The sequence below is a fragment of the Pantoea sp. EA-12 genome (assembly GCF_030053355.1).
Taxonomy (GTDB): Bacteria; Pseudomonadota; Gammaproteobacteria; order Enterobacterales; family Enterobacteriaceae; genus Pantoea; species Pantoea vagans_C.
Genome location: NZ_JASGBY010000020.1, coordinates 33,508 through 60,162 on the forward strand (window position 1 = coordinate 33,508; position 26,655 = coordinate 60,162).

Genomic DNA, 26,655 nt, shown 5'->3' on the forward strand with positions numbered 1-26,655 from the left:
CTTTGGCGCCTGTGGTCAGCGCGCGGGTGGTTTAATGCAATCAATCTGCAAGGAGATAGAAGATGAAAAAACTTACCGCAGTGCTGGCCGTGTGTACTTTGGCCTTTACCCTGGCTGCCTGTTCCAGCAATTATGTCATGCATACCAACGATGGTCGCACCATTGTAGCGGACGGGAAACCGAAAGTTGACGATGAAACCGGTATGATTAGCTATAAAGATGCCAATGGCAATGAGCAGCAGATCAATCGTACGGATGTGAAAGAAATGGTTGAGATGGGTCAGTAAGCTTCAGATAAAAAAAAGCACCGCAATTTGCGGTGCTACTTAAAATCACTTGGACAGACAGGGTAAATCTACAGGAATTAAAAGCTTGATCTGCAATCGTCAGATCAAAATGCAAACACAACATCACGACCACAAGCCAAAAGCTCTCCAAAAGTCTGCGATCTCTCGCACGTTTCCAGAAATCTTTTCGTTCCGGCTCAGGAAGTGCGGGAACTATAGGTATTTGCTGGAGCTTCCTCAACGGACAAATTATAATGTCTCGGATTAAAAAAACTAATACGTAGCGACTTTGTATAAGTTGGACTATTACCTTGTAAATCCGTAGACGGAAAACCATGTCAAAACGCCTTCCCCCGCTCAATGCCCTACGTGTTTTCGACGCAGCGGCCCGCCATCTGAGCTTCACTAAAGCGGCTGAAGAGCTGTTTGTTACCCAGGCAGCTGTCAGTCATCAGATTAAATCTCTGGAAGATTTCCTCGGTCTAAAGCTATTTCGGCGGAGGAATCGTTCGCTTTTACTGACTGAAGATGGGCAAAGCTACTATCTGGATATCAAAGAGATTTTCTCTGCCATCAATGATGCCACGCGCAAGCTTCAGGCGCGCAGTGCGAAGGGGGCGTTGACCGTCAGCCTGCTGCCCAGTTTTGCAATTCAGTGGCTGGTTCCACGTCTTTCAAGCTTTAATATGGCTTATCCGGGCATTGATGTACGTATTCAGGCTGTGGACCGGGATGAAGAGAAACTGGCCGACGATGTCGACGTCGCTATTTTCTATGGTCGTGGCAACTGGCCGGGACTGCGGGTAGAAAAACTGTATGCCGAATATTTGTTGCCGGTCTGTTCCCCAATGCTGCTGACGGGGGAACATCCGCTTAAAACTCCCGCAGATTTGGCGCATTTTACGCTGCTGCATGATGCCTCACGCCGTGACTGGCAATCCTACATTCGCCAGCTAGGCTTGCAGCACATCAATGTGCAGCAGGGCCCGATTTTCAGCCACAGCGCCATGGTGTTGCAGGCGGCGATCCACGGTCAGGGCGTGGCGCTGGCCAACAACGTGATGGCGCAGAGTGAGATTGAGGCTGGGCGTTTGGTCTGCCCATTTAATGACGTGTTAGTGAGTAAAAACGCTTTTTATCTGGTTTGTCATGACAGTCAGGCAGAACTGGGTAAAATAGCCGCCTTTCGTCAGTGGATTCTGGAAAAAGCGGCCCATGAACAAGAAAAATTCCGCTTTCGCTACGATCACTAATACGTTGATATACCCTTAATAATTCGAGCTGCAGTAAGGCGGCAAGTGGGTGAATCCCCAGGAGCTTACATCAGTAAGTGACTGGGGTGAGCACGCGCAGCCAACGCAGCTGCGGTTTGAAGTATGACGGTATAGCTGCACAGTGATGTGCGGTTTCACCTTTGAGGATTACTGAATGTCCAGTCGTGCCATGTTTGTGTTTGCGGCCATCAGCGGGTTTCTGTTGGTGGCATTTGGTGCTTTTGGGGCACATGTGCTGAGCAAGTCGCTTGGCCCAGCCGAAATGGCGTGGATCCATACCGGTCTTGAATATCAGGCGTACCATACGCTGGCGGTGATTGGTTTAGGGGCGGCGATGCTGCGTCGCGCCAATATCTGGTTCTACTGGAGCAGCGCGTTACTGGCGCTCGGCACCGTGTTATTCAGCGGCAGTCTCTACTGTTTAGCGCTGTCGCATATGAAGTTTTGGGTTTTTGTCACGCCAGTCGGAGGCTTGTGCTTCCTGATTGGATGGTTCTTGATGTTGATTGGCGCGCTGCGTCTGAAACGAAAGGCAGATCGCCATGAATAAAGTTTTACTCTATTGCCGTCCAGGATTTGAAAAAGAGTGTGCGGCGGAAATCAGTGCCAAAGCCGCAGAGCGTGAAATCTACGGTTTCCCACGCGTAAAGGATGACTCCGGCTATGTGCTGTTTGAATGTTACCAGCAAGAAGATGCGGAAAAGCTGATTAAAAACTTGCCGTTTGCCGAGCTGATTTTTGCGCGTCAAATGCTAGTGGTCGGTGAGCTGCTGCGTGACTTACCACCGGAAGATCGCATTACGCCGATTGTCGGCATGCTGACCGGTGTGGTGGAGAAGGGCGGCGAGCTGCGTGTTGAAGTACCGGACACCAACGAAGCCAAAGAACTCACTAAGTTCTGCCGCAAGTTGACCGTGCCATTGCGCGCCAGCCTGCGTGAGAGCAAAATTCTGCTTAATTACGAATCGCCGAAACGCCCGGTAGTGCACGTGTTCTTTATTGCGCCGGGCACCTGCTATGTCGGTTATTCGCTATCTGACAACAACTCGCCGTTCTATATGGGCATTCCGCGCCTCAAGTTCCCATCTGATGCGCCAAGCCGATCAACCCTGAAGTTGGAAGAGGCGTTTCATGTGTTTATCCCGGCTGATGAGTGGGATGAACGCCTAGCGAGCGGTATGTATGCGGTGGATCTTGGTGCCTGCCCAGGTGGCTGGACCTATCAGTTAGTGAAGCGCAGCATGTGGGTTTACTCCGTTGATAACGGTCCGATGGCGCCAAGCCTGATGGATACCGGACAGGTTACGCATTGCCGTGAAGATGGCTTCAAATATCGTCCAGCGCGCAACAACATCAGCTGGCTGGTGTGCGACATGGTAGAGAAACCGGTGCGTGTCGCGAGTTTGATGACCGAGTGGTTGGTCAACGGCTGGTGCCGCGAGGCGATCTTCAACCTCAAGCTGCCGATGAAAAAGCGTTATGAGGAAGTGACGCAGAATCTGGCAATGATCGATGCCGCGCTGAAAGAGAAGGGCGTGAATGCGCAAATTCAGGCGCGCCAGCTTTATCATGACCGCGAAGAGATTACCGTTCATGTACGGCGCTTGTGGGCTGCCGTCGGTGGCCGTCGCGACGAACGCTAATCCTGCTGCATACTTTGCACTACAGCGGCGTTGGCTGCGCCTGCTCGCCCCGGTCACATACTTGAGTATGCTCCCGGGGACTCCCAAGCTTGCCGCCTTGCTGTAGCACAAATTATTTGCAGGATAATTTCCCGTCATACTTCGCGCTGCAGGTGCGTTGGCTGCGCCTGCTCGCCCCGGTCACATACTAGTGTATGCTCCCGGGGACTCTCAGGCTTGCCGCCTTGCTGCAACACGAATTATTTAGGGAAATGTCCCGTCATACTTCGCGCTGCAGGTGCGTTGGCTGCGCCTGCTCGCCCCGGTCACATACTAGTGTATGCTCCCGGGGACTCTCAGGCTTGCCGCCTTGCTGCAACACGAATTATTTAGGGAAATGTCCCCTCATACTTCGCGCTGCAGGTGCGTTGGCTGCGCTTGCTCGCCCCGGTCACATACTAGTGTATGCTCCCGGGGCGAGCAGGCTTGCCGCCTTCCTTCAGCACGAATTATTTAGGGAAATTCGGTTCTAATTTTTAATGTGGTGGGCCATAAACGCCCATACAATTATGTACTTACGCCTTATACCGCAACGTATTCAAATTACCCTGCAACACCAAATCGCGTTTCAACGTTGACACCTGGCGGCAAATGTCGGCCATGTCTTGATGATCCCGCAGCTTCTTCTGCCACTTCACGGGCACCTGATCGAGCTGCTGGTAGAGGGCTTCCAGCGTGCCGAATTGCACCAGCAATTCACGGGCGCTTTTGGGGCCGATGCCTGTCACGCCGGGAATTTTACTGCTACTGATGCCGCATAATCCCCAGTAATCAGGCAATTGAAGGGGGGAAACACCAAATTCTTGCTCAATGAAAGGCACATCTAACCAGCGTTTTTGGAAATAATCGCGGATACGGATATTCGGCGCCAGCAACTGACAATAACCTTTGTCGGTAGACACGATGGTGGCCTGATGTCCGGCATCGGCCATTTTCACTGCCAGGGTGGCGGCGAGATCGTCTGCTTCATCCAGATCGGCCACCCAACAGCTGACGCCCACGGCCTCAAACGCTTGCTGAATGGCGGGCATCTCCAGCTGCAAATCATCTGGCATCGGTGGGCGACCGGCTTTGTAATCGGGCAACAGCTGATGCCGCCAGCCGGGATGGCGATCCTGACTATCAAATACTGCCACCACATGTGTCGGCTGTGTGTGGCCCAATAGCTGATGCAGTGCCGCAACGCAGGCATCGCGGCAGGGTGTGCCTTGCACGGCATGCAAACGGCGGATCAGGTTGAGCGCATCAATAATAAGAAGATGAAACGGCATAATGATAGCGGCAGCCCGCAGGCTGCCTTCCTGATGGGTTATTTAATGATTTCGTAGCACGGGATGTAGGCGCTGCCTGGCAACTTCATACGCTGTTGGGCCACGAAGCCCTGCAACAGTTCGTCCATACGATGCATCAAATCGGCATCCCCGTGCAGTTTGTACGGACCTTTCTCGCGAATTTCACAGATGCCCACTTCTTTAACGTTTCCGGCGACAATGCCAGAGAAAGCACGACGCAAATCTGCGGCCAGTTTCTCTGCCGGTTGGTTCGGGAACAGCTTAAGGTTGGCCATGTTTTCATGGGTTGGCACGAAGGGAACCTGCAGCTCGGGGGCGATACGAATCGACCAGTTGAAGCTGTAGGCATCACCGGTTTCACGACGGTACTCTTTCACCTGCGGCATGGCTTTTTTCATCAGACGCGCCACTTCTGCTGCGTCATCAATGATGATTTTGTAGTGTTTGCGTGCGGTTTCACCCAGGGTGTTAACGATGAAATCATCCAGCACACGGAAGTAATCTGCGCTCTCTTTTGGCCCGGTCAGGATTAACGGCAGCACTTGATCGCTGTTATGCGGGTTCATCAAAATGCCCAGCAGATACAGTAGTTCTTCCGCAGTACCGACCCCGCCTGGGAAAATCACAATGCCATGTGCAATGCGCACAAAGGCTTCGAGGCGCTTTTCAATATCCGGCATGATGATCAGTTCATTGACCAGCGGGTTCGGTGGCTCTGCCGCAATGATGGATGGCTCTGTCAGGCCGATAAAACGGCTGTCGTGGTAGCGCTGCTGTGCATGGCCGACGGCGGCGCCTTTCATTGGCGCTTCCATCACGCCAGGTCCGCAACCGGTGCAAATGTTCAGTTCACGCAGACCCATTTGTGTGCCTACGTTACGGCAATACTGATACTCCACCGCATTAATGGAGTGGCCGCCCCAACACACCACGGTATTGGGATACTCGCCGATGTGCAGCGCGCGGGCATTACGCAGAATGGAGAACACCTGATTGGTGATATGCGCGGAATCATCGGCATTTTGTTGATCGCTGCGCTCGAGTTGACCATTCACAAACAGAATGTCGCGCAGTACGGCAAACAGGTTGGCTTGCAGCGAGCGGATAATTCGCCCATCAACAAACGCCTCTTCCGGCGGATTAATCAGCTCAAGTTTTACCCCGCGCTCACGGCGTAACACATTGATATCAAAGTTTTCAAAGCGGGAAAGCAGTTCCTGACTACTGTCGGTCTGGCTGCCGGAATTCAGCACCGCCAGCGAGCAGTTACGAAACAGTTGGTAAAGGTCGCTGCTGGCGGTTTGCTTCAGCATGTCGACTTCCAACTGGGAGAGCAGATCCATTGAGCCAAGAGGGCTAATATGTGTAATCAAGAGAACTCCTTTACACGCAAAGGCGTGACTGATGACGCTGCGCTTAACTGACTGAACGCAGTGACGAAAATCCTTTGGAACGCAGGCTTTACTCCTCGCGCCTTTGACAGAGTAACGTTGTCCGCGGTGAATGCTCAAGTGGATCCGCGCATCCGTGCAGCGGCCTGCGAGGTGCCTCGCAATCTGTTACTGGCGAACCAAGCGGGAGAAAGTGGGAGAGAAGGGCACATTGCTACGCCAGGGATTGATATCCAACCCACCACGACGCGTGTAACGTGCGTAAACAGTGAGGCATTCTGGCTGGCAAAAGCGTTGAATGTCGTTGAAAATGCGCTCAACGCACTGCTCATGGAATTCATTGTGTTGACGGAAAGAGATCAAATAGCGCAGCAGAGCTTCACGATCAATGCGTGGGCCTTTGTAGCGAATCATCACTGAACCCCAATCGGGCTGATGTGTAATCAGGCAGTTCGATTTCAGCAAATGGCTCACCAGCGTTTCTTCAACCACTTCGCTTCCCACTGCCCGCGCTAAATAGTCGGCATTGAACGCATAGTCATGGATTTCGATATCCTGCTCGTCAATCACTTCGCCGTTAAAATGTCCAATCGGCTGGCCTTCGACTTCACTCAGACGGAAAAGCGCGACGCTGACTTCACCGTTGGCGCAGGCGCGTAAGTCGCGTTCCAGCGTTTGGCGCACTTCACCCCAGTCGGCGAAAACCGTCTGGTTAAAACTGTTAAGATAAAGCTTGAAGCTCTTGGACTCGATCAGGTTTTCGCTATCGGCGCGGAGTACGACTTCGCCTACAGCTACCTGCGGCACGCCTTTGCTGTTCAGCCAGGAGAGTTCGTACAGTGTCCAGATATCGGCACCCTGGAACGGCAAATTATCCGGGTAGAGCCCAAGCGGTTCACGATTCAGGCTGCGCGGCACGGATTGCAACAGCGTGTTATCGTAGCGATCAACATAAGCCGTAGGCTTACCTAAGGTCAGGCCGCTTAATGCCTGATCGCGGTTTTCAGAAGACATATCGGTTACCACTAGATTCCATCAAAGTGGCTAAGTGTAACCGATCATAAGCGAGAAGATGAATGATGCAGCAAACCGCCGACGCCCTGCGTGAATTTACCGCCCGTTATGTTCAGCTCTGGCAACAACAATCTGGGCATCTGCCTGCCAGTGCCGATCTGTTAGGTGTGCCTTCACCCTGCATTGTGAGCACGCTGGAAGATCGCGTGTTATGGCAGCCACAACCCTTTACGCTGCCCGCGACGCTGGAAGCGGTTGAGCGCGCGCTGGACATTCAGCTGCGTCCAGAGATCACTGCCTTCTACACGTCACAATTTGCCGGTGATATGACGGCAAGCTTTGAGCAGCAGCCAATCACGCTATTACAGGTGTGGAGTGAATCAGACTTTACCCGCTTGCAGGAAAACCTGATTGGGCATTTGGTGATGAAGCGCCGCCTGAAACAGAGTCCAACATTGTTTATTGCCACAACTGAATCAGAGCAGGATGTGATTGCCGTCTGCAACTTAACCGGCGAAGTTATTCTGGAACAGCCTGGTAGTAAAAATCGTCAGGTTCTGGCGGCAGATGTTCAGATATTTCTTAATGCTTTACAACCGCTTACTGCCTGATTGGCAGAGTTAAGATATCTGTTTTGTAAGAGATCTCTCACATCGTGTGTGAGAGATCGCTAGATCATTTTGCAGCCTTCTGGAAGGCTTCGATGTAAAAATATTGTGAATCATGAGCTTATAGCGTTTCTCCTAAAGAGATAATCTGACTCAATCTATTAACGCTTCTTACTAGCTTGTTATTGCGATGGTTTCTGACAGAATAGTCACCACTGGCAGGAAGCTAGGGGATTAAGAGACGTTCAGGAGAATGTCAGCCAGGCGGCAGGAACGTAACGGAGCTTACGACACACGGAAGGCTTCAGGATGAAGCAGGACACTCAGGATTGAGTTAAGGACACCTCCAGGATGGAGAATGAGAGCCACGTTGGATGTGGTGGGCCAGGATGCTAAGGACAAATGTCATGATGACAGGCAATGGAAAGCGCAGGAACAGTTGTCATGGATGAGCAGGGAGCACAGCGGTGGCGGGAATGCTGCAAACGAAACCGGGAGCACTGTAATCACAGTGCTCCCTTTTTTTATGGCTTTTTTGCGCATTGACTGACTAGTGATATGCTTGCCGCCCAATTTTCTCTGGAGGTGGCGTATGTCGTCGCAAATGATTATTCAACGGCTGCAGCAGGTCGAAGCGGTGATGCGCGAACATGACCACTGGCAAACCCAGCCCCCTGAAGCGGAAGCCTTCGCCAGCAGCGAGCCTTTTTGTCTCGATACACTTGAGCCGCTGGAATGGCTGCAGTGGGCGCTTATCCCTCGTTTTCACGCCTTGATTGAAGCGGGTGCACCGCTGCCACAAAATTTCGCCGTCACGCCTTATTATGAAGTTTCACTGGCAGACAGCACGCCAGGTCACGCTGCGCTGCTACTGGCACTGGGCCAGTTTGACGCGCTGTTTCAGGACCCGACTGCCTGATGCTGGAAATCCTCTACCAAGATGAATGGCTGGTTGCCGTCAATAAACCGTCCGGTTGGCTGGTGCATCGCAGTTGGCTGGATCGCGACGAAAAAGTGGTGGTGATGCAAACGGTACGCGATCAAATTGGTCAGCACGTTTTCACCGTTCATCGTCTCGATCGCCCGACCTCAGGTGTGTTGTTGATGGCCTTGTCCAGCGAAGTGGCCCATCTGTTGTCACAGCAGTTCGAGCAGCATCAAATGCAGAAAACCTATCACGCGGTGCTGCGCGGCTGGCTCGACGGCAGCGCGACACTCGATTATCCGCTGATGGAAGAGCTGGATAAGATAGCCGATAAGTTTGCTACCCAAGAGCGCACTGCACAGGATGCCGTGACGGATTATCGCTCACTGGCGCAGGTGGAGATGCCCGTCGCCATTAGCCGCTACAACAGCGCCCGCTACACTCTGGTAGAGATGTCTCCGCATACCGGTCGTAAACATCAGCTGCGTCGCCATATGGTGCATCTGCGCCATCCTATTATTGGCGACAGTGCCCACGGCGATCTGCGTCAAAATCGCGGTGCTGCAGAGCATTTTGGGATGAATCGTTTGATGCTGCACGCCAGCAGCCTCAGCCTTAATCATCCGGTTACCGGTGAACCACTGGTGATCCGTGCCGGCCTGGATCGCGTCTGGCAGCAGATGCTACAACACTTTGGCTGGCAGGATCAGATCCCTGAAGTTCCCAGGGTTGAGTTTGCCGACGAGGCAGTCCAGGATAAGCCAACAGAATAAAGGAGCGGCAAGATGGCAAAGATTGGCATTTTTACAGGTACGGTTTACGGCAACGCGCTGCTGGTGGCTGAGGAGTCTCAGCCGGTGCTGGAAGAGCAAGGCCATGAAGTGAAGGTGTTTGAAGATGCAACGCTGGCCGACTGGCAGGCTTACAGCAAAGACGTGATTCTCATCGTGACCTCAACCACCGGTCAGGGGGATTTCCCCGACAATATCGCGCGTTTATATGTGAAAGTTCGCGATGAGTTGGGCTATCAGCCAGAGTTGCGCTATGGCGTGATTGCGCTGGGTGACAGCAGCTATGACAATTTCTGCGGCGCGGGTAAAACCTTCGATGCCACCTTGCAAGAGCAGAGCGCGCAACGTATTGGCGAAGTGCTGCTGGTGGATGCAACAGAGGACCCAGAGCCAGAATCGGTGACCACGCCGTGGGTGGAGAGCTGGGGTAAGTTGTTGTAATTGTGAAAGTAGATGTTGCCCTCACCCCAGCCCTCTCCCGCAAGCGGGAGAGGGAGCACTCTGTGCGGCTCTGACAGTAAAGGTGGGACTATTTTGCTTCAGAATGCTCGATCGGCTCCCTCTCCCGCAAGCGGGAGAGGGAGCACTCTGTGCGGCTCTGGCAGTAAAGGTGGGACTATTTTGCTTCAGAATGCTCGATCGGTTCCCTCTCCCGCTTGCGGGAGAGGGTTAGGGTGAGGGGAAAAGTTACGTCACCGGCGCCGGATTAAACACCGCCAGCTGATTACGAATCCCCCAACGATCGGACCATGTCTGCTTACGGCCGCTGGCGATCTCCAGAATCAACTCAAACAACCGCCAGCCGACCTGCTCAATACTCTCTTCACCGGTCGCTATGGTGCCTGCATTAATATCCATCAAATCATGCCAACGCTCAGCCAGCGCATTTCGCGTGGCCATCTTGATCACCGGAATAGCGGCTAAACCATAGGGTGTGCCGCGACCGGTGGTAAACACCTGCAAGGTAATGCCGGACGCCATCTGTTGGGTGCCGCAGACAAAGTCACTGGCTGGCGTGGCGGCATAGATCAAGCCACGTTGGGTCGGACGCTGACCGGGTGACAGCACTTCCACAATCGGGCTGCGACCTGACTTGGCAATCGAACCCAGCGCTTTTTCCACCACGTTAGCCAGACCACCTTTTTTATTGCCCGGCGAAGGGTTAGCGCTGCGATCGGTCTGCCCCTGGCTGAGGTAGTCGTCATACCATGCCATCTCTTCCAGCAGGCGTTTGCCCACGCTTTCATCCACTACTCGGGGTGTCAGCAGATGAATGGCATCACGCACTTCGGTAACCTCGGAAAACATCACTGTTGCCCCGCAGCGCACCAGCAAATCCGAGGCGAAACCCACAGCGGGATTGGCAGTCACACCCGAGAAGGCGTCACTGCCACCGCACTGCGTGCCGATCACTAACGCTGACGCCGGGCAGGTTTCACGCTGGCGCTGGTTCAGCTTTTTCAAATGGCGCTCGGCCACCTGCAGAATTTCATCCACCATCGCGCCGAAGCCGACGTGCCGTTCGTCTTGCAAACGCACAATGTCACGGTCATCCAGCGAAATCGCCTGCACGTCGGGTGTGCCGGTGAGCAATCGCTCGGGTTGCAGCTTCTCGCAACCGAGGCTGACGATCATCACTTCGCCACCGAAATTAGGATTGAGCGCAAGGTTATGAATGGTGCGGATCGGCACCACAGCCGCAGGGGCGTTGATCGCCACACCACAACCATAGAGATGATTTAAGGCGACAACGCCATCAACGTTGGGATAGCGCGGCAGTAAATCGCGTTCAATCATCTGCACAACGTAATCCACAACCCCAGCGACGCAGTGCACGCTGGTGGTGATGCCTAACAGATTGCGGGTGCCGACACTGCCATCAGCGTTGCGATAGCCTTCAAAAGTGTAGCCTTCCAGCGGGGGCAGTGCCGGAGGCACATTGTTGGCCAATGGCAGACTGTTAAGTGGTGGCGCTTCGGGTAACGCCACCAAAGATTCTTCAATCCAGCTGCCTTGAGCGATGGGGCGCAGGGCGGTGCCAATCACTTCGCCATAGCGCAGAATCGCACCGTTTTCAGGGATATCAATCAGCGCCACTTTATGCCCTTGTGGGACATGTTCTGTGAGCTGCAGGCCATCCTCAAAGCGTGTGCCAGTAGGTAGACCCTGATTATTAACCACGATCGCCACGTTATCGGCGTCATGTACTTTTATATAAAGCGGTTTTTCTGTAAGCGGTCGGTTCATTGCTCACCTTCCAGTTTGTCGCACTGTACATGGCAGCGCGGTGTAAATGCTTCCATCACGACATCATTTTTTGCCAGCCTCAGTATATGCAGGGGTATTGGGCGGCGCATTGTGCAACTGACTGGCATTACGCACTTTTATTGGCTGAGTTTGGGACGTTTTGCCAAACGCAAGTGAAGAGACTCACAAAGTGCGCACCCATAGTCTGCTTTTTAATCAATTTGACCATGCGTGATGTGGTTCCGTGAGCCATGCCGCAGCGTTATGTGCAGATGCCATAAAATCTTTCCTAATTGACCTGCATTGTCGGGCGTCCTTCCAGTGTTTCGCCTCCATGCTGTTCCTATACTGATTCTCGTTCTTCAAACGTTTGGTTATTTGTCACGACGCATCATCGTTTTGCCACAACAACAATCGCCGTGTTTAACCCGACATCATTCTGATACCCAACGCGATGTGTATGCAGTCAGAGTGAATGTAGCGTTCGCTATATTTCAGGAGTGCAGCATGAATAGTTTCAGCCAGACAGCGGAAGCCGTGCAAAAACGCACCAATGCCCGTTACTGGATTGTGGTGATGTTATTTATCGTCACGTCGTTTAACTACGGTGACCGCGCAACCATTTCGATTGCCGGTTCTGCCATGTCTAAAGATATCGGCCTCGACTCGGTCGGTCTCGGATATATCTTCTCCGCCTTCTCATGGGCTTACGTGATTGGGCAAATTCCTGGCGGCTGGCTGCTCGACCGCTTTGGTTCAAAACGCGTCTACTTCTGGAGCATTTTCCTGTGGTCGCTGTTTACCTTGCTGCAAGGTTTCGTTGACCTGTTCAGTGGCTTTGGCATCGTCATTTCACTGTTCCTGTTGCGCTTCCTGGTTGGTCTGGCGGAAGCACCTTCGTTCCCCGGCAACAGCCGCATTGTGGCAGCCTGGTTCCCGGCACAAGAGCGCGGCACTGCCGTAGCGATTTTCAACTCGGCACAGTATTTCGCCACGGTGATTTTCGCCCCAATCATGGGCTGGCTGGTGGCGGAAGTGGGCTGGGCGCATGTGTTCTGGTTCATGGGCGGACTGGGCATCATCCTCAGCTTCGTCTGGCTGAAGTTTATGCATGATCCGAATAACCACCCTGGCGTGAACAAAGCCGAGTTGGAGTACATGGAGCAAGGCGGCGCACTGATCAATATGGATGCCAAAAAATCAGAGCGCAAAGTGAGCTGGGATGAAAAATGGTATCAAATCAAACAGCTGCTCTCGACTCGCATGATGTGGGGCATCTATCTCGGCCAGTATTGCGTTAACGCACTGACCTACTTCTTTATCACCTGGTTCCCGGTGTATCTGGTGCAGGCACGCGGCATGTCAATCCTGAAAGCAGGCATGATCGCCTCGATTCCGGCTATCTGTGGCTTCCTGGGCGGGGTGTTGGGCGGTGTGATTTCCGACTACCTGATGCGTAAAACCGGTTCACTAAATATTGCGCGTAAAACCCCGATTGTGGTCGGCATGCTGCTCTCTATCAGCATGGTGATGTGTAACTACACCGAAACAGAGTGGGTCGTGGTGCTGTTTATGGCGCTGGCGTTCTTCGGTAAAGGCATTGGTGCGCTGGGCTGGGCGGTGATGGCGGATACTGCACCGAAAGAGATCAGCGGGTTAAGCGGCGGTTTGTTCAACATGTTTGGCAACTTCTCCGGCATCGTCACGCCAATTGCCATTGGCTACATCATCGCGGCATCCGGTTCTTTCGAGGGTGCGCTGATTTACGTCGGCATTCACGCCTTTGTTGCTGCGTTTAGCTTCCTGTTTATTACGGGCGATATCAAACGCATCGAACTCAAACATCGGGCATAAGGACTGAGTATGAACACGCAAAGTACCCCGGTGATCACCGATATGCAGGTGATCCCGGTTGCCGGTTACGACAGCATGCTGCTGAACATTGGCGGCGCACACAGCGCCTGTTTTACCCGCAATATCGTGGTGTTAACCGATAGCGCTGGCCATACCGGCGTGGGTGAAGCGCCAGGTGGTGAGACCATCTATCAAACGCTGGTCGAAGCGATTCCACAGGTTAAAGGCCAGCAGGTGGCTCGCATGAATCGCCTGGTGCAGCAAGTGCACAAAGGCAACCAGTCGGCGGATTTCGACACCTTTGGCAAAGGTGCCTGGACGTTTGAACTGCGCGTCAATGCCGTGGCTGCGCTGGAAGCGGCGCTGCTCGACCTGTTGGGGCAGTGTCTGGGCGTGCCGGTGGCAGAATTGCTTGGCCCCGGTCAACAGCGTGATGAAGTCACGGTGCTGGGCTATCTGTTTTACCTTGGCGATCGTCGCAAAACCGATTTGCCGTATCTGACCGGCGAAGGCGCCAGTCACGACTGGTATCACCTGCGCCATCAGGAAGCGTTGACGCCGGAGGCGGTGGTGCGTCTGGCAGAAGCGGCACAGGACAAATACGGCTTCAAAGATTTCAAACTCAAGGGTGGAGTATTGCCGGGCGAGCAGGAAATTGAATCGGCGGCCGCGCTGAAGAAGCGCTTCCCGGATGCTCGTATCACAGTCGATCCCAACGGAGCCTGGACACTCGATGAAGCGATTCGCTTGTGCAAAGGCATGGGTGATGTGCTGACTTACGCGGAAGATCCGTGCGGCGCTGAACAAGGCTATTCCGGGCGTGAAGTGATGGCCGAATTCCGTCGCGCCACCGGGTTGCCGGTCGCCACCAATATGATCGCCACCAACTGGCGCGAGATGAATCATGCGGTGATGCTCAACTCAGTGGATATCCCACTGGCGGATCCTCATTTCTGGACGCTAAGTGGCGCGGTACGAGTCGCGCAGCTGTGTGACGACTGGGGCCTGACCTGGGGTTGCCACTCTAACAACCACTTCGACATTTCTCTGGCGATGTTTACCCACGTTGGCGCTGCTGCACCGGGTAAACCCACGGCGATTGATACCCACTGGATTTGGCAGGAGGGCGATCAGCGCCTGACCAAAGATCCACTGCAAATCCGCAACGGTAAAATCGCCGTGCCGGACAAGCCAGGCCTGGGCGTCGAGCTGGATTGGGACCGCATCCACCAAGCCAATGCCCTCTACAAATCACTGCCGGCGGGCGCACGTAATGACGCCACGGCAATGCAGTATCTGGTTCCCGGTTGGTCATTCGACCGCAAGCGCCCGGCCTTCGGTCGCAGTCATGCATAAGGAGCAGGAAATGAGTCAGACCCCGAAAATTACCTCGTTGCAGGTCATTCCAGTGGCCGGCCACGACAGTATGTTGCTCAACCTGAGTGGCGCCCATTCGCCATTCTTCACTCGCAACATCGTCATCATCAAAGATAACGCCGGCCACACTGGCGTGGGTGAAATTCCCGGCGGCGAGAAGATTCGTCAGACGCTGGAAGACGCGGCGGCGCTGGTGGTGCAGAAAACCGTCGGCGAATATAAAAATATCCTCAATCTGGTGCGCAGTACCTTTGCCGATCGTGACTCTGCCGGACGCGGCAACCAGACCTTTGACCTGCGCACCACCATTCATGTGGTCACTGGCATCGAAGCGGCGTTGCTGGATCTGCTCGGCCAGCATCTTGGTGTCAATGTGGCCTCGCTGCTGGGAGATGGTCAGCAGCGTGACCGCGTCGAAATGCTCGGTTACCTGTTCTACGTTGGCGATCGGAAGAAAACCTCGCTGGCGTATCAGAGCCAGGAAAATGATAAATGCGACTGGTATCGCCTGCGCCATGAAGAAGCACTGACGCCGGAAACCGTGGTACGTCTGGCGGAAGCGGCGTATGAGAAATACGGTTTCAACGACTTCAAACTCAAAGGCGGTGTGCTGCGTGGTGGCGAAGAAGCGGAAGCGGTCACGGCGCTGGCGAAGCGTTTCCCACAGGCGCGAGTGACACTCGATCCCAACGGCGCATGGTCTTTAAATGAGGCAATTCTGCTCGGTAAGCAACTGAAAGGTGTGCTGGCGTATGCGGAAGATCCTTGTGGTGCAGAGCAGGGCTATTCCGGTCGTGAAGTGATGGCGGAATTCCGTCGTGCTACCGGCCTGCCGACAGCGACAAACATGATCGCCACCGACTGGCGTCAAATGGGCCACACGCTGTCACTGCAATCCGTGGACATCCCGCTGGCCGATCCTCACTTCTGGACCATGCAAGGTTCGGTGCGTGTGGCGCAGATGTGTCACGACTTTGGCCTGACCTGGGGTTCACACTCTAACAACCACTTCGACATTTCACTGGCGATGTTCACCCATGTTGCCGCTGCCGCACCGGGCGCCATTACCGCCATCGATACCCACTGGATCTGGCAGGAAGGCAATCAGCGTCTGACCAAAGAGCCGTTCCAAATCAAAGGCGGCATGGTGCAGGTCCCACAAAAACCGGGGCTGGGCGTGGAGCTGGATATGGATCAGGTGATGCAAGCCAACGCGCTGTATCAGAAACACGGTTTAGGTGCGCGCGATGATGCGCAGGCTATGCAGTTCCTCGTACCGAACTGGACCTTTGATAACAAACGTCCGTGCCTGGTGCGCTAACGATTCCGGCACCCCGTGCGGGTGCCTGCTGTAACCGACAGGAGTAACGACAATGAGCAATGCCTGGCCGAACCATTTTCGTCGCCGTTTACTGGCAGGGGAAACTCTGATTGGTAGCTGGTGTGCACTTGCCAGCCCGATTTCAACTGAAGTATTGGGACTGGCGGGCTTTGACTGGCTGGTACTGGATGGCGAACATGCGCCAAACGACATTACCACTTTCATTCCGCAGTTGATGGCGTTGAAAGGCAGCCACAGTGCGCCGGTGGTGCGTCCGCCATGCAATGAACCGATCATTATTAAGCGTTTGCTGGATATCGGTTTCTACAACTTCCTGGTGCCGTTTGTCGAAACCGAGGAAGAGGCGATTCGCGCGGTGGCATCCACGCGCTATCCGCCGGTGGGGATCCGCGGCGTATCTGTTTCGCATCGCAGCAATATGTACGGCACGCTGCCGGAATACAACGCTACCATCAATGACAACATCACGGTGCTGGTGCAGATCGAAACGCAGCAGGCAGTGGATAACATTGATGCGATTGCCGCAGTTGAAGGCGTGGATGGCATTTTTGTCGGTCCGGGCGACTTGTCTGCCGCGCTCGGCTATCTCGGCCAGCCTGCGCATCCTGAAGTATTGAAAGTGATTAAGCATATCTTTGAGCGTGCCAAAGCCGCGAGCAAACCGAGCGGCATTCTTGCCCCGGTGGAAGCGGACGCGCGCCGTTATCTGGAGTGGGGTGCCACTTTTGTTGCGGTGGGCAGCGATTTGGGTGTGTTCCGTAACGCCACGCAGGCGTTGTGCGACAAATTTAAGAAATAACTGACATAGGGGAAAGGCAATGAAAATTGGATTTATCGGCCTCGGTATTATGGGCAAACCGATGAGTAAAAACCTGGTGAAAGCCGGTTATTCACTGGTAGTACGTGACCACAATGTCAGCAATGAAGCCGAACTGGTGGAGCTGGGTGCAACCGTGGCGAAAACGCCAAAAGAGGTGGCTGAACAGGTGGATGTGGTGATCACTATGGTACCCAATTCACCTCAGGTCAAAGAAGTCTGTTTAGGCACCAATGGCATTATCGAAGGGGCCAAACCGGGGCTGATTGTCATCGACATGAGTTCCATCGCGCCATTAGCCAGCCGCGAAGTGCACGATGCGTTGGCAGAAAAAGGCATCAAGATGCTTGATGCGCCGGTGAGCGGTGGCGAGCCAAAGGCGATTGAAGGCACCTTGTCAGTGATGGTCGGTGGCGATAAAGCGGTGTTTGACCAGTGCTACGACATCATGAAAGCGATGGCGGGTTCGGTGGTGCATACCGGAGATATCGGTGCAGGCAACGTTACTAAGCTGGCAAACCAGGTGATTGTGGCGCTGAATATCGCGGCCATGTCAGAAGCCCTGTCGCTGGCGACCAAAGCGGGCGTGAATCCTGAATTGGTTTATCAGGCCATTCGCGGTGGACTGGCGGGCAGCACGGTGCTGGATGCCAAAGCGCCAATGGTGCTGGATCGTAACTTCAAGCCAGGTTTCCGCATCGACCTGCATATCAAAGACTTAGCCAATGCACTGGATACTTCTCACGGCATTGGCGCTCATCTGCCATTGACCGCTGCGGTCATGGAGATGATGCAGGCGCTGAAGGTGGATGGCAAAGGCACTTCCGACCATAGCGCGCTGGCTTGCTATTATGAAAAATTAGCTCAGGTAGAGATCACCCGGTAGTTTGCATGTCCGGTGTCTGAGGATGCCGGACCGCTTACCGCATTAGCCGGACGGAAAACCGTCATTCACCGCGCTCGGATTGCCTATGAAAATTGTCATCGCACCGGATTCATATAAAGAGAGTTTGTCTGCCCTGGAAGTGGCTTCGGCAATAGAAGCGGGATTTAGCGAAATCTTTCCCGAAGCCGAATACGTAAAAATACCGGTCGCCGACGGGGGGGAAGGCACGGTAGAAGCGATGGTGGCCGCCACACAAGGTAGCCTTGTCAGGTTGAATGTGACTGGACCGTTGGGCGCGCCAGTGGAGGCCTTTTATGGCTTATCCGGCGATGCGCGCACGGCATTTATCGAAATGGCTGCCGCGAGTGGATTGGAGTTGGTGCCGCCCGCACAGCGCGATCCGCTGATGACCAACTCTTTCGGTACCGGCGAGTTGATTAAAAACGCACTCGACCGTGGCGTGGACCATATCATCATCGGCATTGGTGGCAGCGCCACCAACGATGGCGGATCCGGCATGATGCAGGCGCTCGGCGCGCGCTTGCTGGATAAGCAGGGCAATGAGATTGCTTTCGGCGGTGGGGCATTACCGCAGCTGGCGCGGATTGAGATTGATCAGCTGGATGCCCGCCTGCAGCAGTGTCGCATTGAAGTCGCCTGCGATGTGACCAACCCCTTAACCGGTGAAGATGGCGCTTCGGCGATTTTCGGCCCGCAAAAGGGCGCCACGCCGGAACTGGTGAAGCAGTTGGATCAGGCGCTGGAACATTACGCGGGCATTATTCATCGCGATCTGGATATTGATGTGCTGCACATTGCTGGTGGTGGTGCCGCCGGTGGCATGGGTGCGGCGCTGCATGCATTTTGCCAGGCTGAGTTGCGCCGAGGCATTGAAATTGTCACCGAAGCGTTGGGGTTAGCCGAGCAGGTGAAAGATGCCGATTTGGTGATCACCGGCGAAGGACGGATTGATAGCCAGACGATTAACGGCAAAGTGCCGATTGGCGTGGCAAAGGTCGCCAAACAATTCAATAAGCCGGTGATTGGCATTGCGGGCAGCTTGACGGCGGACGTCGGTGTGGTGCATCAGCACGGGCTGGATGCGGTGTTTAGCGTGCTGTTCAGTATTGGCTCACTGGAAGATGCGCTGGCCAATGCGGCACAGAATGTGCGGCTCACGGCGCGCAATGTCGCCGCGACCATTAAGGCAGGGCAAGGATTGTAATGAATGTTGACCCTCACCCCAGCCCTCTCCCACACAGCGGGAGAGGGAGCAGATCCAGCGATATTGAATGTCAGTGTAAATTCTAAATAACCGCACTTAACTGTCCCTTCTCCCCCTTGCGGGAGAGGGTTAGGGTGAGAGGCACTGAGGGCAACAACAGCCAAACATCATCTCGCCCCTAGCACTTTCCGCGCTTCCCTTGCCACGTTCGCCATCTCGTCACTCAGTTCCAGCAGTTCAGGCTCCAGCGCCGCGATATCACTCTCCTGATGCAAACTCTTCTCTAACTGCTGACACAGCTGCTTCAAGCGAGGCACGCCGCTGTAGCTGGCGCTGCCGTGCAGCTTATGGATAATTTCGCGCAACCCCGCCACATCATTGCTCGCCATATCCTGCTCCACGCGCGCTTCCACTTCGGGCAGAAAATCCAGCAGCATTTGCAGTAAGTCGCGCGCCAAATCCGGCTTGTTGGCTGCCTGGCGCAAGGCCAGCGTCCAGTCGAGAGACGGTGCGACGTTCGGCTGTGTTGGCTGAGCCGGGACGCTATTCGGTGCATAACGTTGCAGCAGTTGGTTCAGCTTGTTTTCATCGATGGGCTTCGCCAGATAGTCGTTCATGCCTGCGCCAATCAGCTGTTCGCGCTCACCATCCAATGCATGTGCGGTGACGGCCACAATTGGTGTATTGGCGTGCAGCGGCAGGCTACGGATGATTTCACTGGCACGGATCCCATCGATATCGGGCATCTGAATATCCATCAGGATCACATCCAGCTTGTGCAATCTCGCCTGGCGGATCGCCTGTTCCGCGTTGTCGCACAATATGATGTGCTGCACCTGCTCCTCCAGCAGCGCCCCTATCAGTTTCAGGTTGGCAGGGTTGTCGTCCACCGCCATCACCGTCAGCGGTTGGCGAGCGCTGCGCGCCGGCACATTGCTGTCTCGACTGTGCAAATCCAGCAGCATCGGCAGCAGGCGCGTCAGAGAGAGGGGTTTAGCAATGCATCCCGCAATGCCGCGCGCACGAAGATCGTCCGCAAACAGCATCATTTCGCTCGGCAGCGCCAGCAGCACCGAATCGGCGCGTGATCGCAGGCGCTCAATCAATGCATCGGGAAGGGTAGTGGGATGGGGTGCATTAACCGGTAATCCCATTAGCAGCAGCGGGAAGTCTGCGTCGGGCATCTCTTCCAGCGTGGCGAAATGCTGCACCTGCAACGGCGTAATGCTGAGCATCTCCTGCACCGCCTTGGCGACCGCGGCATGGGGTTCAATGTAAGCAAGCGGCACGGGGCGCAAATCATCCAGCATACGAGGAATCGGTGGCGCATTAGGATTGAGATCGAGATGGATATGCACCCAGAAAGTCGAGCCCTGATTATGCCGGCTGTGGAAGGCGATCTCGCCGCCCATCTCACTGACCAGTTTCTGGGTAATCACCAGACCTAATCCCGTGCCGCCATGGCGACGCGAGATACTGGCGTCCGCCTGACGGAATGCCTGGAATAGCTGCGACTGCTGCTGCTCAGAGATACCAATGCCTGTGTCATGAACCTGCAGCTCCAGCTCTACGCGTGTGGTGCTGATACTGCGCAGTTCAACGCGTAAATCGATGTGGCCACGTTCGGTGAACTTGATTGCGTTACCCAGCAGATTGATCAGGATTTGCTGCAAACGTAACGGATCTCCAATGACATTGTCTGGTACCTGTTTCTCCAGACAAACGGTGATCTCCAGACCTTTTTCATGGGCCGAAGGTGCCAACAGCACCAGGGTTTCATCCAGCGTGGCGCGCAGCGGGAACGGGATCGACTCCAGCACCAGCTTGCCCGCTTCCAGCTTCGAGAAGTCGAGTACGTCATTAATAATGCTCAGCAGGTTGTTGGCTGAACGTTCGATGGTGCTCATGTAATCGCGCTGGTTGGTGCTGAGACCAGTTTTCAGCATCTGACGCGTAAAGCCAATCACACCATTTAGCGGCGTACGCAACTCGTGGGACATGTTGGCAAGGAATTCTGATTTGATACGCGCCGCTTCCTGGGCGCGCTTTTTCGCCAGATCCAGCTCGACGTTTTGAATCTCCAGCTGTTCCAGCGTTTCACGTAAATCGTAGGTCGCCTGATCGATATTCTGCTGCATCTCTTCATGATAGGCGGTCAGCGACATCGCCATCGCGTTGATGCCGTTTTTCAGAATGCTCAGCTCGCCCAGCATATATCCATCCACGCGGCTGTCGAGCTGGCCACGGCGGATACGGTCAACCGTGGAGACCATATTGCGGATCGGCCCGGTGACATCGCGCATCAGGCGATAGGCAAACAGCATGGCGATACACAAGCAGAACAGCAGCAGCAGAGTGGCGACGAACACCTCTTTATACTGTTCCAGCCGTACGGATTGCAGATCCAGTTCAATTGCGACATAGCCGAGTGGATTGCCCGCCGGTTTGGCATCTTCGCCCGGCAGCTCATCAACGGAGTAGCGTTCAGAGATAATTGGCGTGCGCAGCACCATCACACTGCCGTGACGCTCAACGGAGACGCCATCCTCTAACGTTGAGATATCCTCTTTTTGCAGCAGCGCGAGATTTTGATTGTTGTTTGAGGTGACGTAGATGTGATTGTTGTTGTCGAAAATGGTAATGGCACGGACAATATCGGAATGACGACGATGCAACAGGCTGACCAACTCGCGGATTGCATCGCGATTGTGCCAGGTCATGCCATATTCGCTCGATACCGCCAGCGGCTCGATGATGTTCGAGCCCGCGTCGCGTACCTGATGCTGTAATTCGTTATAGCGGTGAACCACGAAGAAGGTACTGAGCAGCAGGCCAATCATCAGCGTTGGCGCCAGTATCAAAATCATCATTCGCGCCCGCAGGCTGTATTTGGTCATAATTGTGGCCTGGCGACTCCTGGCATTTTTATCCCTGTGCTCGTTCCGGTAGCGGCGGCACACCCAATTAATATAGAGAATTCACAACACTATGGCGCAATTTTACTCCGCAAAACAGCGCGTGACGACTAAGCAGCGTATTACCGTCACCATTGAAGACCTTGATCCCTTCGGACAAGGTGTTGCGCGCCATAAAGGTAAGGCGATGTTTGTCAGCGGTGCGCTGCCGGGTGAGCAGGCTGAGGTCACGGTGCTGGAGGACAAACGTCAGTACGCGCGAGCCAAAGCCAATAAGATCACCAACCCAAGTGCGCAGCGTGAGAAGCCGCGCTGTGTGCATTTCGGCGTGTGCGGCGGCTGCCAGCAGCAACATGCGGCGGTTGAACTGCAAGAGGAAAGTAAAGCGCGCGCGCTCAGCCGCATGCTCAGCCGGGATACGCCGTTGCCGGTGCGTGTGGATGAAATCATCAGCGGTGCCCCTTGGGGCTATCGCCGCCGTGCGCGTTTGGGGTTGCAGTGGCAGCCGAAACAGCAACGTTTACAGATGGGATTCCGCCAGGCGGCGAGTAACGATCTGGTGGAATTGACGCAGTGCTCCGTTTTGGTGCCCGAGCTAGAGGCATTACTGCAACCCTTGCACCACTGCCTCAGCAGCTTAAATGCGGTCAGGCGTTTGGGCCACCTGGAGCTGGTACTGGCCGATAATGGGCCGCTGATGGTGCTGCGTCATCTTGATACATTGTCCGCTGGCGATCGTGCAAAACTGGAACGCTTTTCGCATGAGCACAAGTTGATGTGTTATCTGGCCGACGGCAGTGACAGCTTGCAGCCGCTGGGCGAATACGCACCTTTCTACCAATCTTATGATTTAAAACTGACTTTTAGCCCGCAAGATTTTATTCAGGTTAATGACGGCGTGAATCAGCAGATGGTGGCGAAAGCCATTGCATGGCTGGATCTGCAGCCAGAAGATCGGGTGCTGGATCTGTTTTGCGGTATGGGTAACTTCACATTGCCGGTAGGAAAGTTCGTACAAAATGCCGTGGGTGTGGAGGGTGTTGCAGCATTAGTCCGCCAGGCAGCGTATAATGCTGAACTGAATAATCTTAAAAATGTCCGCTTTTTCCAGCACAACCTGGAGGAAGATGTTGCCCACCAGCCTTGGGCAGCGCAGGGTTTCAACAAGGTGTTACTGGATCCAGCACGCGCTGGCGCCGCCGGTGTGATGTCGCATGTGGTTAAACTTGCGCCGCAACGTGTGGTCTATGTTTCCTGTAACCCCACAACACTTGCGCGCGACAGTCAGGCATTACTGTCGGCGGGCTACCATTTGGAAAGGGTCGCGATGCTGGATATGTTCCCACATACCAGCCATCTCGAATCCATGGTGCTGTTTAGCAAAACATAAGCGGCGTTTTCGTCGTTATGGCAGGAGAGGATATGGTTGCGGTTAGAAGTGCGCATTTAAATACGGAAGGGGAGTTTGCCCTTGACCAGTGGATCGCCAGTTTAAATATTAATAATCCGCAATCCTGCCAGAAACTGGCGGATGCGTGGCGCTACTGTGAAGCCGAAACGCACGACCATCCAGATCAGGCTCTGCTGCTGTGGCGCGGTATTGAGATGGTGGAAATCCTCACCATGCTCAGTATGGACAACGACAGCTTACGCGCCGCGCTGCTGTTCCCGCTGGCAAATGCCGATGTGGTGAGCGAAGAAGAACTGGAAAAGTCCTTCGGTAAAGGCATTGTGTCGTTGGTTCATGGCGTGCGCGACATGGATGCCATTCGCCAGCTGAAAGCGATCCATAATGATTCCATGGCCTCAGAGCAGGTGGATAACGTCCGCCGTATGCTGCTGGCCATGGTGGAAGACTTCCGCTGCGTGGTCATTAAACTGGCCGAACGTATTGCCCATCTGCGCGAAATGAAAGATGCGCCAGAAGATGAGCGCGTGCTCGCGGCGAAAGAGAGCACCAACATCTATGCGCCGCTGGCCAATCGTCTGGGCATCGGTCAGCTCAAATGGGAGCTGGAAGATTACTGCTTCCGCTACCTGCATCCTGATGAATACAAGCGCATTGCCAAACTGCTGCACGAGCGTCGTATTGATCGCGAAAGTTACATCGATGACTTCGTCGATAATCTGCGTAAAGAGATGCAGAAAGAGGGCGTGCGTGCCGAAGTCTATGGCCGCCCGAAACACATCTACAGCATCTGGCGCAAGATGCAGAAGAAGTCGCTGGCGTTCGATGAACTGTTTGATGTTCGCGCGGTGCGTATCGTGGCTGAACGTTTGCAGGATTGTTACGGCGCTTTAGGAACCGTGCACACGCTGTTCCGCCACCTGCCAAGTGAGTTTGACGATTACGTCGCCAATCCCAAGCCCAACGGCTATCAATCGATTCATACCGTGGTGCTGGGTCCGCAAGGCAAAACGGTGGAAATCCAGATTCGTACCCGCCAGATGCATGAAGATGCCGAGCTGGGTGTGGCGGCTCACTGGAAATACAAAGAAGGCCCAACCGCCGCCAATGCGCGTGGCGCAGCGGGTCATGAAGGCCGGATTGCCTGGCTGCGTAAACTGATCACCTGGCAAGAAGAGATGGCTGATTCTGGCGAAATGCTGGAAGAGGTGCGCAGCCAGGTGTTTGATGATCGCGTGTATGTGTTTACGCCTAAAGGCGATGTGGTGGATCTGCCATCCGGTTCGACGCCGCTGGACTTCGCTTACCACATCCACAGCGATATCGGGCATCGTTGTATCGGTGCCAAAATCAGCGGGCGCATTGTGCCCTTTACCTATCAGTTGCAGATGGGCGATCAGATTGAAGTCATCACCCAGAAGCAGCCGAACCCGAGCCGTGACTGGCTGAATCCTAACCTCGGCTACATCACCACCAGCCGTGGGCGTTCAAAGATTCACAACTGGTTCCGTAAGCAGGATCGTGACAAGAACATTCTCGCAGGTCGTCAGATTCTTGAGAGTGAATTGAGCCAGCTGGATATCAGTTTCCGCGAGGCGGAAAAAATTCTGCTGCCGCGCTACAACGTCAGTTCGCAGGACGAGTTGCTGGCGATGATTGGCGGCGGTGATATTCGCCTCAATCAGATGGTGAATTTCCTGCAGGCCAAACTCCATAAGCCGAGCGCTGAAGAGGAAGACCGTGAAGCGCTGCGTCAGCTGACGCAAAAAGCTTATACGCCAGCGCCGCGCAAAGAGGGCGGTCGTGTGGTGGTGGAGGGCGTCGGCAATCTGTTGCATCACATCGCTCGTTGCTGCCAGCCGATTCCGGGCGACGATATCGTCGGCTTTATTACCCAAGGCCGTGGTATTTCCATCCACCGCGCTGATTGTGATCAGCTTAATGAGCTGATCTCACACGCCCCGGAACGTATTGTTGATGCGGTATGGGGTGAGGATTATTCCAGTGGTTATTCGCTGGTGGTGCGCGTCACGGCCAACGATCGCAGCGGTTTACTGCGTGATATCACCACCATTCTGGCGAATGAAAAAGTGAACGTACTGGGTGTTTCCAGCCGCAGCGACACCAAAAAACAGCTCGCTACCATCGATATGGATATTGAGATTTACAACCAGCAGGTGCTGGGCCGCGTGCTGGCTCGCCTCAATCAGGTGCCGGATATTATTGACGCGCGCCGCTTGAACTGATGTTTGTCAGGTCGGCATAAATGCCGACCTTAGATTCATTCGGTGCGTCGCAGGGTCGCCATTTATGGCGACCTTTTCCATTTTTAACCGCTAAGGATCTCCCTCATGACAGCCCTCAACCGCTTGCTCACTATCATGCAAACCCTGCGCGACCCGGAGCGTGGTTGCCCTTGGGATCGTCAACAGACGTTCGCTTCCATTGCCCCTTACACGCTGGAAGAAACCTATGAAGTGATCGATGCCATTCAGCGCGAGGATTTTGACGATCTGCGCGGTGAATTAGGCGATCTGCTGTTCCAGGTGGTGTTTTACGCACAAATGGCGGATGAACAGCAGCGTTTCAACTTTGATGACATCTGCAATGCCATCAGCGACAAGCTGGAGCGCCGTCATCCGCATATCTTCGCCAATGTGCAGGCAGACACCACTCAGGAAGTACTCAAAAACTGGGAAGCGATTAAGCATCAAGAGCGAGCTGAAAAATCGCAGCATTCGGCGCTGGATGACATTCCCAAAGCACTGCCCGCTCTGATGCGCGCGCATAAAATTCAGAAGCGCTGCAGCACGGTGGGTTTTGACTGGAACACGCTGGGGCCGGTACTCGATAAAGTGTATGAAGAGATTGATGAGGTGATGCACGAAGCGCAGCAGGCGGTCATCGACAGCGACAAACTGGAAGAGGAGATTGGCGATCTGCTGTTCGCGACGGTGAATTTTTCACGCCATTTGGGCAGCAAAGCAGAAACGGCGTTGCAGAAAGCCAACGACAAATTTGAACGTCGCTTCCGCCAGGTTGAAAGCATTATCACGCAACAGGGGCTGGCAATGAACGACGCCACGCTGGAGCAGATGGAAGAGGCCTGGCAGCAGGTGAAAGCCTGTGAGAACAAAGACTCAGCGATTATTCCATAAATTGCCGATTATTCCTCCTCTGTGCATAATTTAGCCGCTTGAGCTTACTCGATTCAGCCTTGCGGCAACTTTGTGACGTACGTCAACATTTCACCCGCCTCTATCCGCTAAGTTGTCGGCTGCAATGCGCGGGGATGGTGTGATTGATCAATTGTGGCTTAG

Annotated in this window: 22 protein-coding genes; 17 read left to right on the forward strand and 5 right to left on the reverse strand. The window is 54.4% G+C overall.

Annotated elements, in window-relative coordinates; genetic code table 11:
• The first annotated feature begins 62 nt into the window (after positions 1 to 62).
• The 4 genes from QMZ30_RS22710 to rlmM all read left to right on the forward strand — a co-directional run bounded on the left by QMZ30_RS22710 (position 63) and on the right by rlmM (position 3,204).
• Positions 63 to 287 (forward strand): YgdI/YgdR family lipoprotein, encoded by a 225-nt coding sequence (locus tag QMZ30_RS22710; RefSeq protein ID WP_058969875.1) that lies wholly within the window; start codon positions 63 to 65, stop codon positions 285 to 287.
• Between the two features lie 335 nt (positions 288 to 622).
• Entirely contained in the window at positions 623 to 1,540 is a 918-nt protein-coding gene (locus QMZ30_RS22715; protein WP_058969873.1) for a transcriptional regulator GcvA, read from the forward strand.
• A 175-nt stretch (positions 1,541 to 1,715) separates the two neighbouring features.
• Positions 1,716 to 2,111: a DUF423 domain-containing protein gene (locus QMZ30_RS22720; RefSeq protein ID WP_039330690.1), complete on the forward strand. Its 396-nt coding sequence runs from the start codon at positions 1,716 to 1,718 to the stop codon at positions 2,109 to 2,111.
• Complete coding sequence (gene rlmM / locus QMZ30_RS22725) at positions 2,104 to 3,204, forward strand: 23S rRNA (cytidine(2498)-2'-O)-methyltransferase RlmM (protein ID WP_283229000.1); 1,101 nt, start codon at positions 2,104 to 2,106, stop codon at positions 3,202 to 3,204. Before QMZ30_RS22720 ends, rlmM begins: the two co-directional genes overlap by 8 nt.
• Positions 3,205 to 3,758: 554 nt before the next feature.
• Here the strand turns inward: rlmM and xni are convergent.
• The 3 genes from xni to queF all read right to left on the reverse strand — a co-directional run bounded on the left by xni (position 3,759) and on the right by queF (position 6,940).
• Positions 3,759 to 4,514, reverse strand: a complete 756-nt coding sequence (gene xni, locus QMZ30_RS22730; RefSeq protein ID WP_283229001.1) for a flap endonuclease Xni — start codon at positions 4,512 to 4,514, stop codon at positions 3,759 to 3,761.
• 38 nt (positions 4,515 to 4,552) lie between these two features.
• The gene (gene ppnN / locus QMZ30_RS22735; protein WP_283229002.1) at positions 4,553 to 5,908 is read right to left on the reverse strand and encodes a nucleotide 5'-monophosphate nucleosidase PpnN; all 1,356 of its coding nucleotides are present in this window, start codon (positions 5,906 to 5,908) and stop codon (positions 4,553 to 4,555) included.
• Between the two features lie 186 nt (positions 5,909 to 6,094).
• The gene (gene queF, locus QMZ30_RS22740) at positions 6,095 to 6,940 is read right to left on the reverse strand and encodes an NADPH-dependent 7-cyano-7-deazaguanine reductase QueF (RefSeq protein ID WP_283229003.1); all 846 of its coding nucleotides are present in this window, start codon (positions 6,938 to 6,940) and stop codon (positions 6,095 to 6,097) included.
• A gap of 62 nt (positions 6,941 to 7,002) precedes the next feature.
• On the opposite strand from queF, the gene syd reads away from it, so the two are divergent.
• The 4 genes from syd (at position 7,003) to QMZ30_RS22760 (ending at position 9,705) form a co-directional block, all read left to right on the forward strand.
• Entirely contained in the window at positions 7,003 to 7,551 is a 549-nt protein-coding gene (gene syd, locus QMZ30_RS22745; protein ID WP_283229004.1) for a SecY-interacting protein, read from the forward strand.
• Between the two features lie 589 nt (positions 7,552 to 8,140).
• Positions 8,141 to 8,467 carry a YqcC family protein gene (locus QMZ30_RS22750; RefSeq protein ID WP_283229005.1) on the forward strand — a complete coding sequence of 109 codons (327 nt, stop codon included), beginning with the start codon at positions 8,141 to 8,143 and terminating at the stop codon, positions 8,465 to 8,467.
• Positions 8,467 to 9,246 (forward strand): tRNA pseudouridine(65) synthase TruC, encoded by a 780-nt coding sequence (truC, locus tag QMZ30_RS22755; RefSeq protein ID WP_283229006.1) that lies wholly within the window; start codon positions 8,467 to 8,469, stop codon positions 9,244 to 9,246. Before QMZ30_RS22750 ends, truC begins: the two co-directional genes overlap by 1 nt.
• Positions 9,247 to 9,258: 12 nt before the next feature.
• Entirely contained in the window at positions 9,259 to 9,705 is a 447-nt protein-coding gene (locus tag QMZ30_RS22760) for a flavodoxin (protein WP_039330706.1), read from the forward strand.
• 246 nt (positions 9,706 to 9,951) lie between these two features.
• Here QMZ30_RS22760 and garD read toward each other — a convergent pair whose 3' ends face one another.
• Positions 9,952 to 11,511 (reverse strand): galactarate dehydratase, encoded by a 1,560-nt coding sequence (garD, locus tag QMZ30_RS22765; RefSeq protein WP_283229007.1) that lies wholly within the window; start codon positions 11,509 to 11,511, stop codon positions 9,952 to 9,954.
• A gap of 507 nt (positions 11,512 to 12,018) precedes the next feature.
• Here garD and QMZ30_RS22770 point away from each other — a divergent pair.
• From QMZ30_RS22770 to QMZ30_RS22795, 6 genes are all read left to right on the forward strand, one after another.
• On the forward strand, positions 12,019 to 13,365 hold the full coding sequence (locus QMZ30_RS22770; protein WP_039330711.1) for an MFS transporter: 1,347 nt from the start codon (positions 12,019 to 12,021) through the stop codon (positions 13,363 to 13,365).
• Between the two features lie 9 nt (positions 13,366 to 13,374).
• The gene (locus tag QMZ30_RS22775; protein WP_283229008.1) at positions 13,375 to 14,721 is read left to right on the forward strand and encodes an enolase C-terminal domain-like protein; all 1,347 of its coding nucleotides are present in this window, start codon (positions 13,375 to 13,377) and stop codon (positions 14,719 to 14,721) included.
• A gap of 10 nt (positions 14,722 to 14,731) precedes the next feature.
• Positions 14,732 to 16,063, forward strand: a complete 1,332-nt coding sequence (gudD, locus tag QMZ30_RS22780) for a glucarate dehydratase (protein ID WP_039330715.1) — start codon at positions 14,732 to 14,734, stop codon at positions 16,061 to 16,063.
• Between the two features lie 52 nt (positions 16,064 to 16,115).
• Complete coding sequence (gene garL / locus QMZ30_RS22785) at positions 16,116 to 16,883, forward strand: 2-dehydro-3-deoxyglucarate aldolase (RefSeq protein WP_283229009.1); 768 nt, start codon at positions 16,116 to 16,118, stop codon at positions 16,881 to 16,883.
• A gap of 19 nt (positions 16,884 to 16,902) precedes the next feature.
• Positions 16,903 to 17,787: a 2-hydroxy-3-oxopropionate reductase gene (gene garR / locus QMZ30_RS22790; protein WP_039330718.1), complete on the forward strand. Its 885-nt coding sequence runs from the start codon at positions 16,903 to 16,905 to the stop codon at positions 17,785 to 17,787.
• Between the two features lie 85 nt (positions 17,788 to 17,872).
• The gene (locus QMZ30_RS22795; RefSeq protein WP_039330720.1) at positions 17,873 to 19,012 is read left to right on the forward strand and encodes a glycerate kinase; all 1,140 of its coding nucleotides are present in this window, start codon (positions 17,873 to 17,875) and stop codon (positions 19,010 to 19,012) included.
• A 167-nt stretch (positions 19,013 to 19,179) separates the two neighbouring features.
• Here QMZ30_RS22795 and barA read toward each other — a convergent pair whose 3' ends face one another.
• Positions 19,180 to 21,909: a two-component sensor histidine kinase BarA gene (barA, locus tag QMZ30_RS22800; protein ID WP_283229010.1), complete on the reverse strand. Its 2,730-nt coding sequence runs from the start codon at positions 21,907 to 21,909 to the stop codon at positions 19,180 to 19,182.
• A 91-nt stretch (positions 21,910 to 22,000) separates the two neighbouring features.
• Here barA and rlmD point away from each other — a divergent pair, with 91 nt between their 5' ends.
• From rlmD to mazG, 3 genes are all read left to right on the forward strand, one after another.
• Complete coding sequence (gene rlmD, locus QMZ30_RS22805) at positions 22,001 to 23,317, forward strand: 23S rRNA (uracil(1939)-C(5))-methyltransferase RlmD (protein WP_283229011.1); 1,317 nt, start codon at positions 22,001 to 22,003, stop codon at positions 23,315 to 23,317.
• A 32-nt stretch (positions 23,318 to 23,349) separates the two neighbouring features.
• Positions 23,350 to 25,581, forward strand: a complete 2,232-nt coding sequence (gene relA, locus QMZ30_RS22810) for a GTP diphosphokinase (protein ID WP_039330725.1) — start codon at positions 23,350 to 23,352, stop codon at positions 25,579 to 25,581.
• 105 nt (positions 25,582 to 25,686) lie between these two features.
• A complete protein-coding gene (gene mazG / locus QMZ30_RS22815; protein ID WP_283229012.1) occupies positions 25,687 to 26,493 on the forward strand; it encodes a nucleoside triphosphate pyrophosphohydrolase in 807 nt (268 codons plus the stop codon).
• Positions 26,494 to 26,655 lie beyond the last annotated feature (162 nt).

Excerpts from the sequence above, each read along its gene's own strand:
- QMZ30_RS22710 (WP_058969875.1), top strand. The coding sequence starts at position 63 with ATGAAAAAACTTACCGCAGTGCTGGCCGTGTGTACTTTGGCCTTTACC.
- QMZ30_RS22715 (WP_058969873.1), top strand. The coding sequence starts at position 623 with ATGTCAAAACGCCTTCCCCCGCTCAATGCCCTACGTGTTTTCGACGCA.
- QMZ30_RS22720 (WP_039330690.1), top strand. The coding sequence starts at position 1,716 with ATGTCCAGTCGTGCCATGTTTGTGTTTGCGGCCATCAGCGGGTTTCTG.
- rlmM (WP_283229000.1), top strand. The coding sequence starts at position 2,104 with ATGAATAAAGTTTTACTCTATTGCCGTCCAGGATTTGAAAAAGAGTGT.
- xni (WP_283229001.1), bottom strand. The coding sequence starts at position 4,514 with ATGCCGTTTCATCTTCTTATTATTGATGCGCTCAACCTGATCCGCCGT.
- queF (WP_283229003.1), bottom strand. The coding sequence starts at position 6,940 with ATGTCTTCTGAAAACCGCGATCAGGCATTAAGCGGCCTGACCTTAGGT.
- syd (WP_283229004.1), top strand. The coding sequence starts at position 7,003 with ATGATGCAGCAAACCGCCGACGCCCTGCGTGAATTTACCGCCCGTTAT.
- QMZ30_RS22750 (WP_283229005.1), top strand. The coding sequence starts at position 8,141 with ATGTCGTCGCAAATGATTATTCAACGGCTGCAGCAGGTCGAAGCGGTG.
- truC (WP_283229006.1), top strand. The coding sequence starts at position 8,467 with ATGCTGGAAATCCTCTACCAAGATGAATGGCTGGTTGCCGTCAATAAA.
- QMZ30_RS22760 (WP_039330706.1), top strand. The coding sequence starts at position 9,259 with ATGGCAAAGATTGGCATTTTTACAGGTACGGTTTACGGCAACGCGCTG.
- garD (WP_283229007.1), bottom strand. The coding sequence starts at position 11,511 with ATGAACCGACCGCTTACAGAAAAACCGCTTTATATAAAAGTACATGAC.
- QMZ30_RS22770 (WP_039330711.1), top strand. The coding sequence starts at position 12,019 with ATGAATAGTTTCAGCCAGACAGCGGAAGCCGTGCAAAAACGCACCAAT.
- QMZ30_RS22775 (WP_283229008.1), top strand. The coding sequence starts at position 13,375 with ATGAACACGCAAAGTACCCCGGTGATCACCGATATGCAGGTGATCCCG.
- gudD (WP_039330715.1), top strand. The coding sequence starts at position 14,732 with ATGAGTCAGACCCCGAAAATTACCTCGTTGCAGGTCATTCCAGTGGCC.
- garL (WP_283229009.1), top strand. The coding sequence starts at position 16,116 with ATGAGCAATGCCTGGCCGAACCATTTTCGTCGCCGTTTACTGGCAGGG.
- garR (WP_039330718.1), top strand. The coding sequence starts at position 16,903 with ATGAAAATTGGATTTATCGGCCTCGGTATTATGGGCAAACCGATGAGT.
- QMZ30_RS22795 (WP_039330720.1), top strand. The coding sequence starts at position 17,873 with ATGAAAATTGTCATCGCACCGGATTCATATAAAGAGAGTTTGTCTGCC.
- barA (WP_283229010.1), bottom strand. The coding sequence starts at position 21,909 with ATGACCAAATACAGCCTGCGGGCGCGAATGATGATTTTGATACTGGCG.
- rlmD (WP_283229011.1), top strand. The coding sequence starts at position 22,001 with ATGGCGCAATTTTACTCCGCAAAACAGCGCGTGACGACTAAGCAGCGT.
- relA (WP_039330725.1), top strand. The coding sequence starts at position 23,350 with ATGGTTGCGGTTAGAAGTGCGCATTTAAATACGGAAGGGGAGTTTGCC.
- mazG (WP_283229012.1), top strand. The coding sequence starts at position 25,687 with ATGACAGCCCTCAACCGCTTGCTCACTATCATGCAAACCCTGCGCGAC.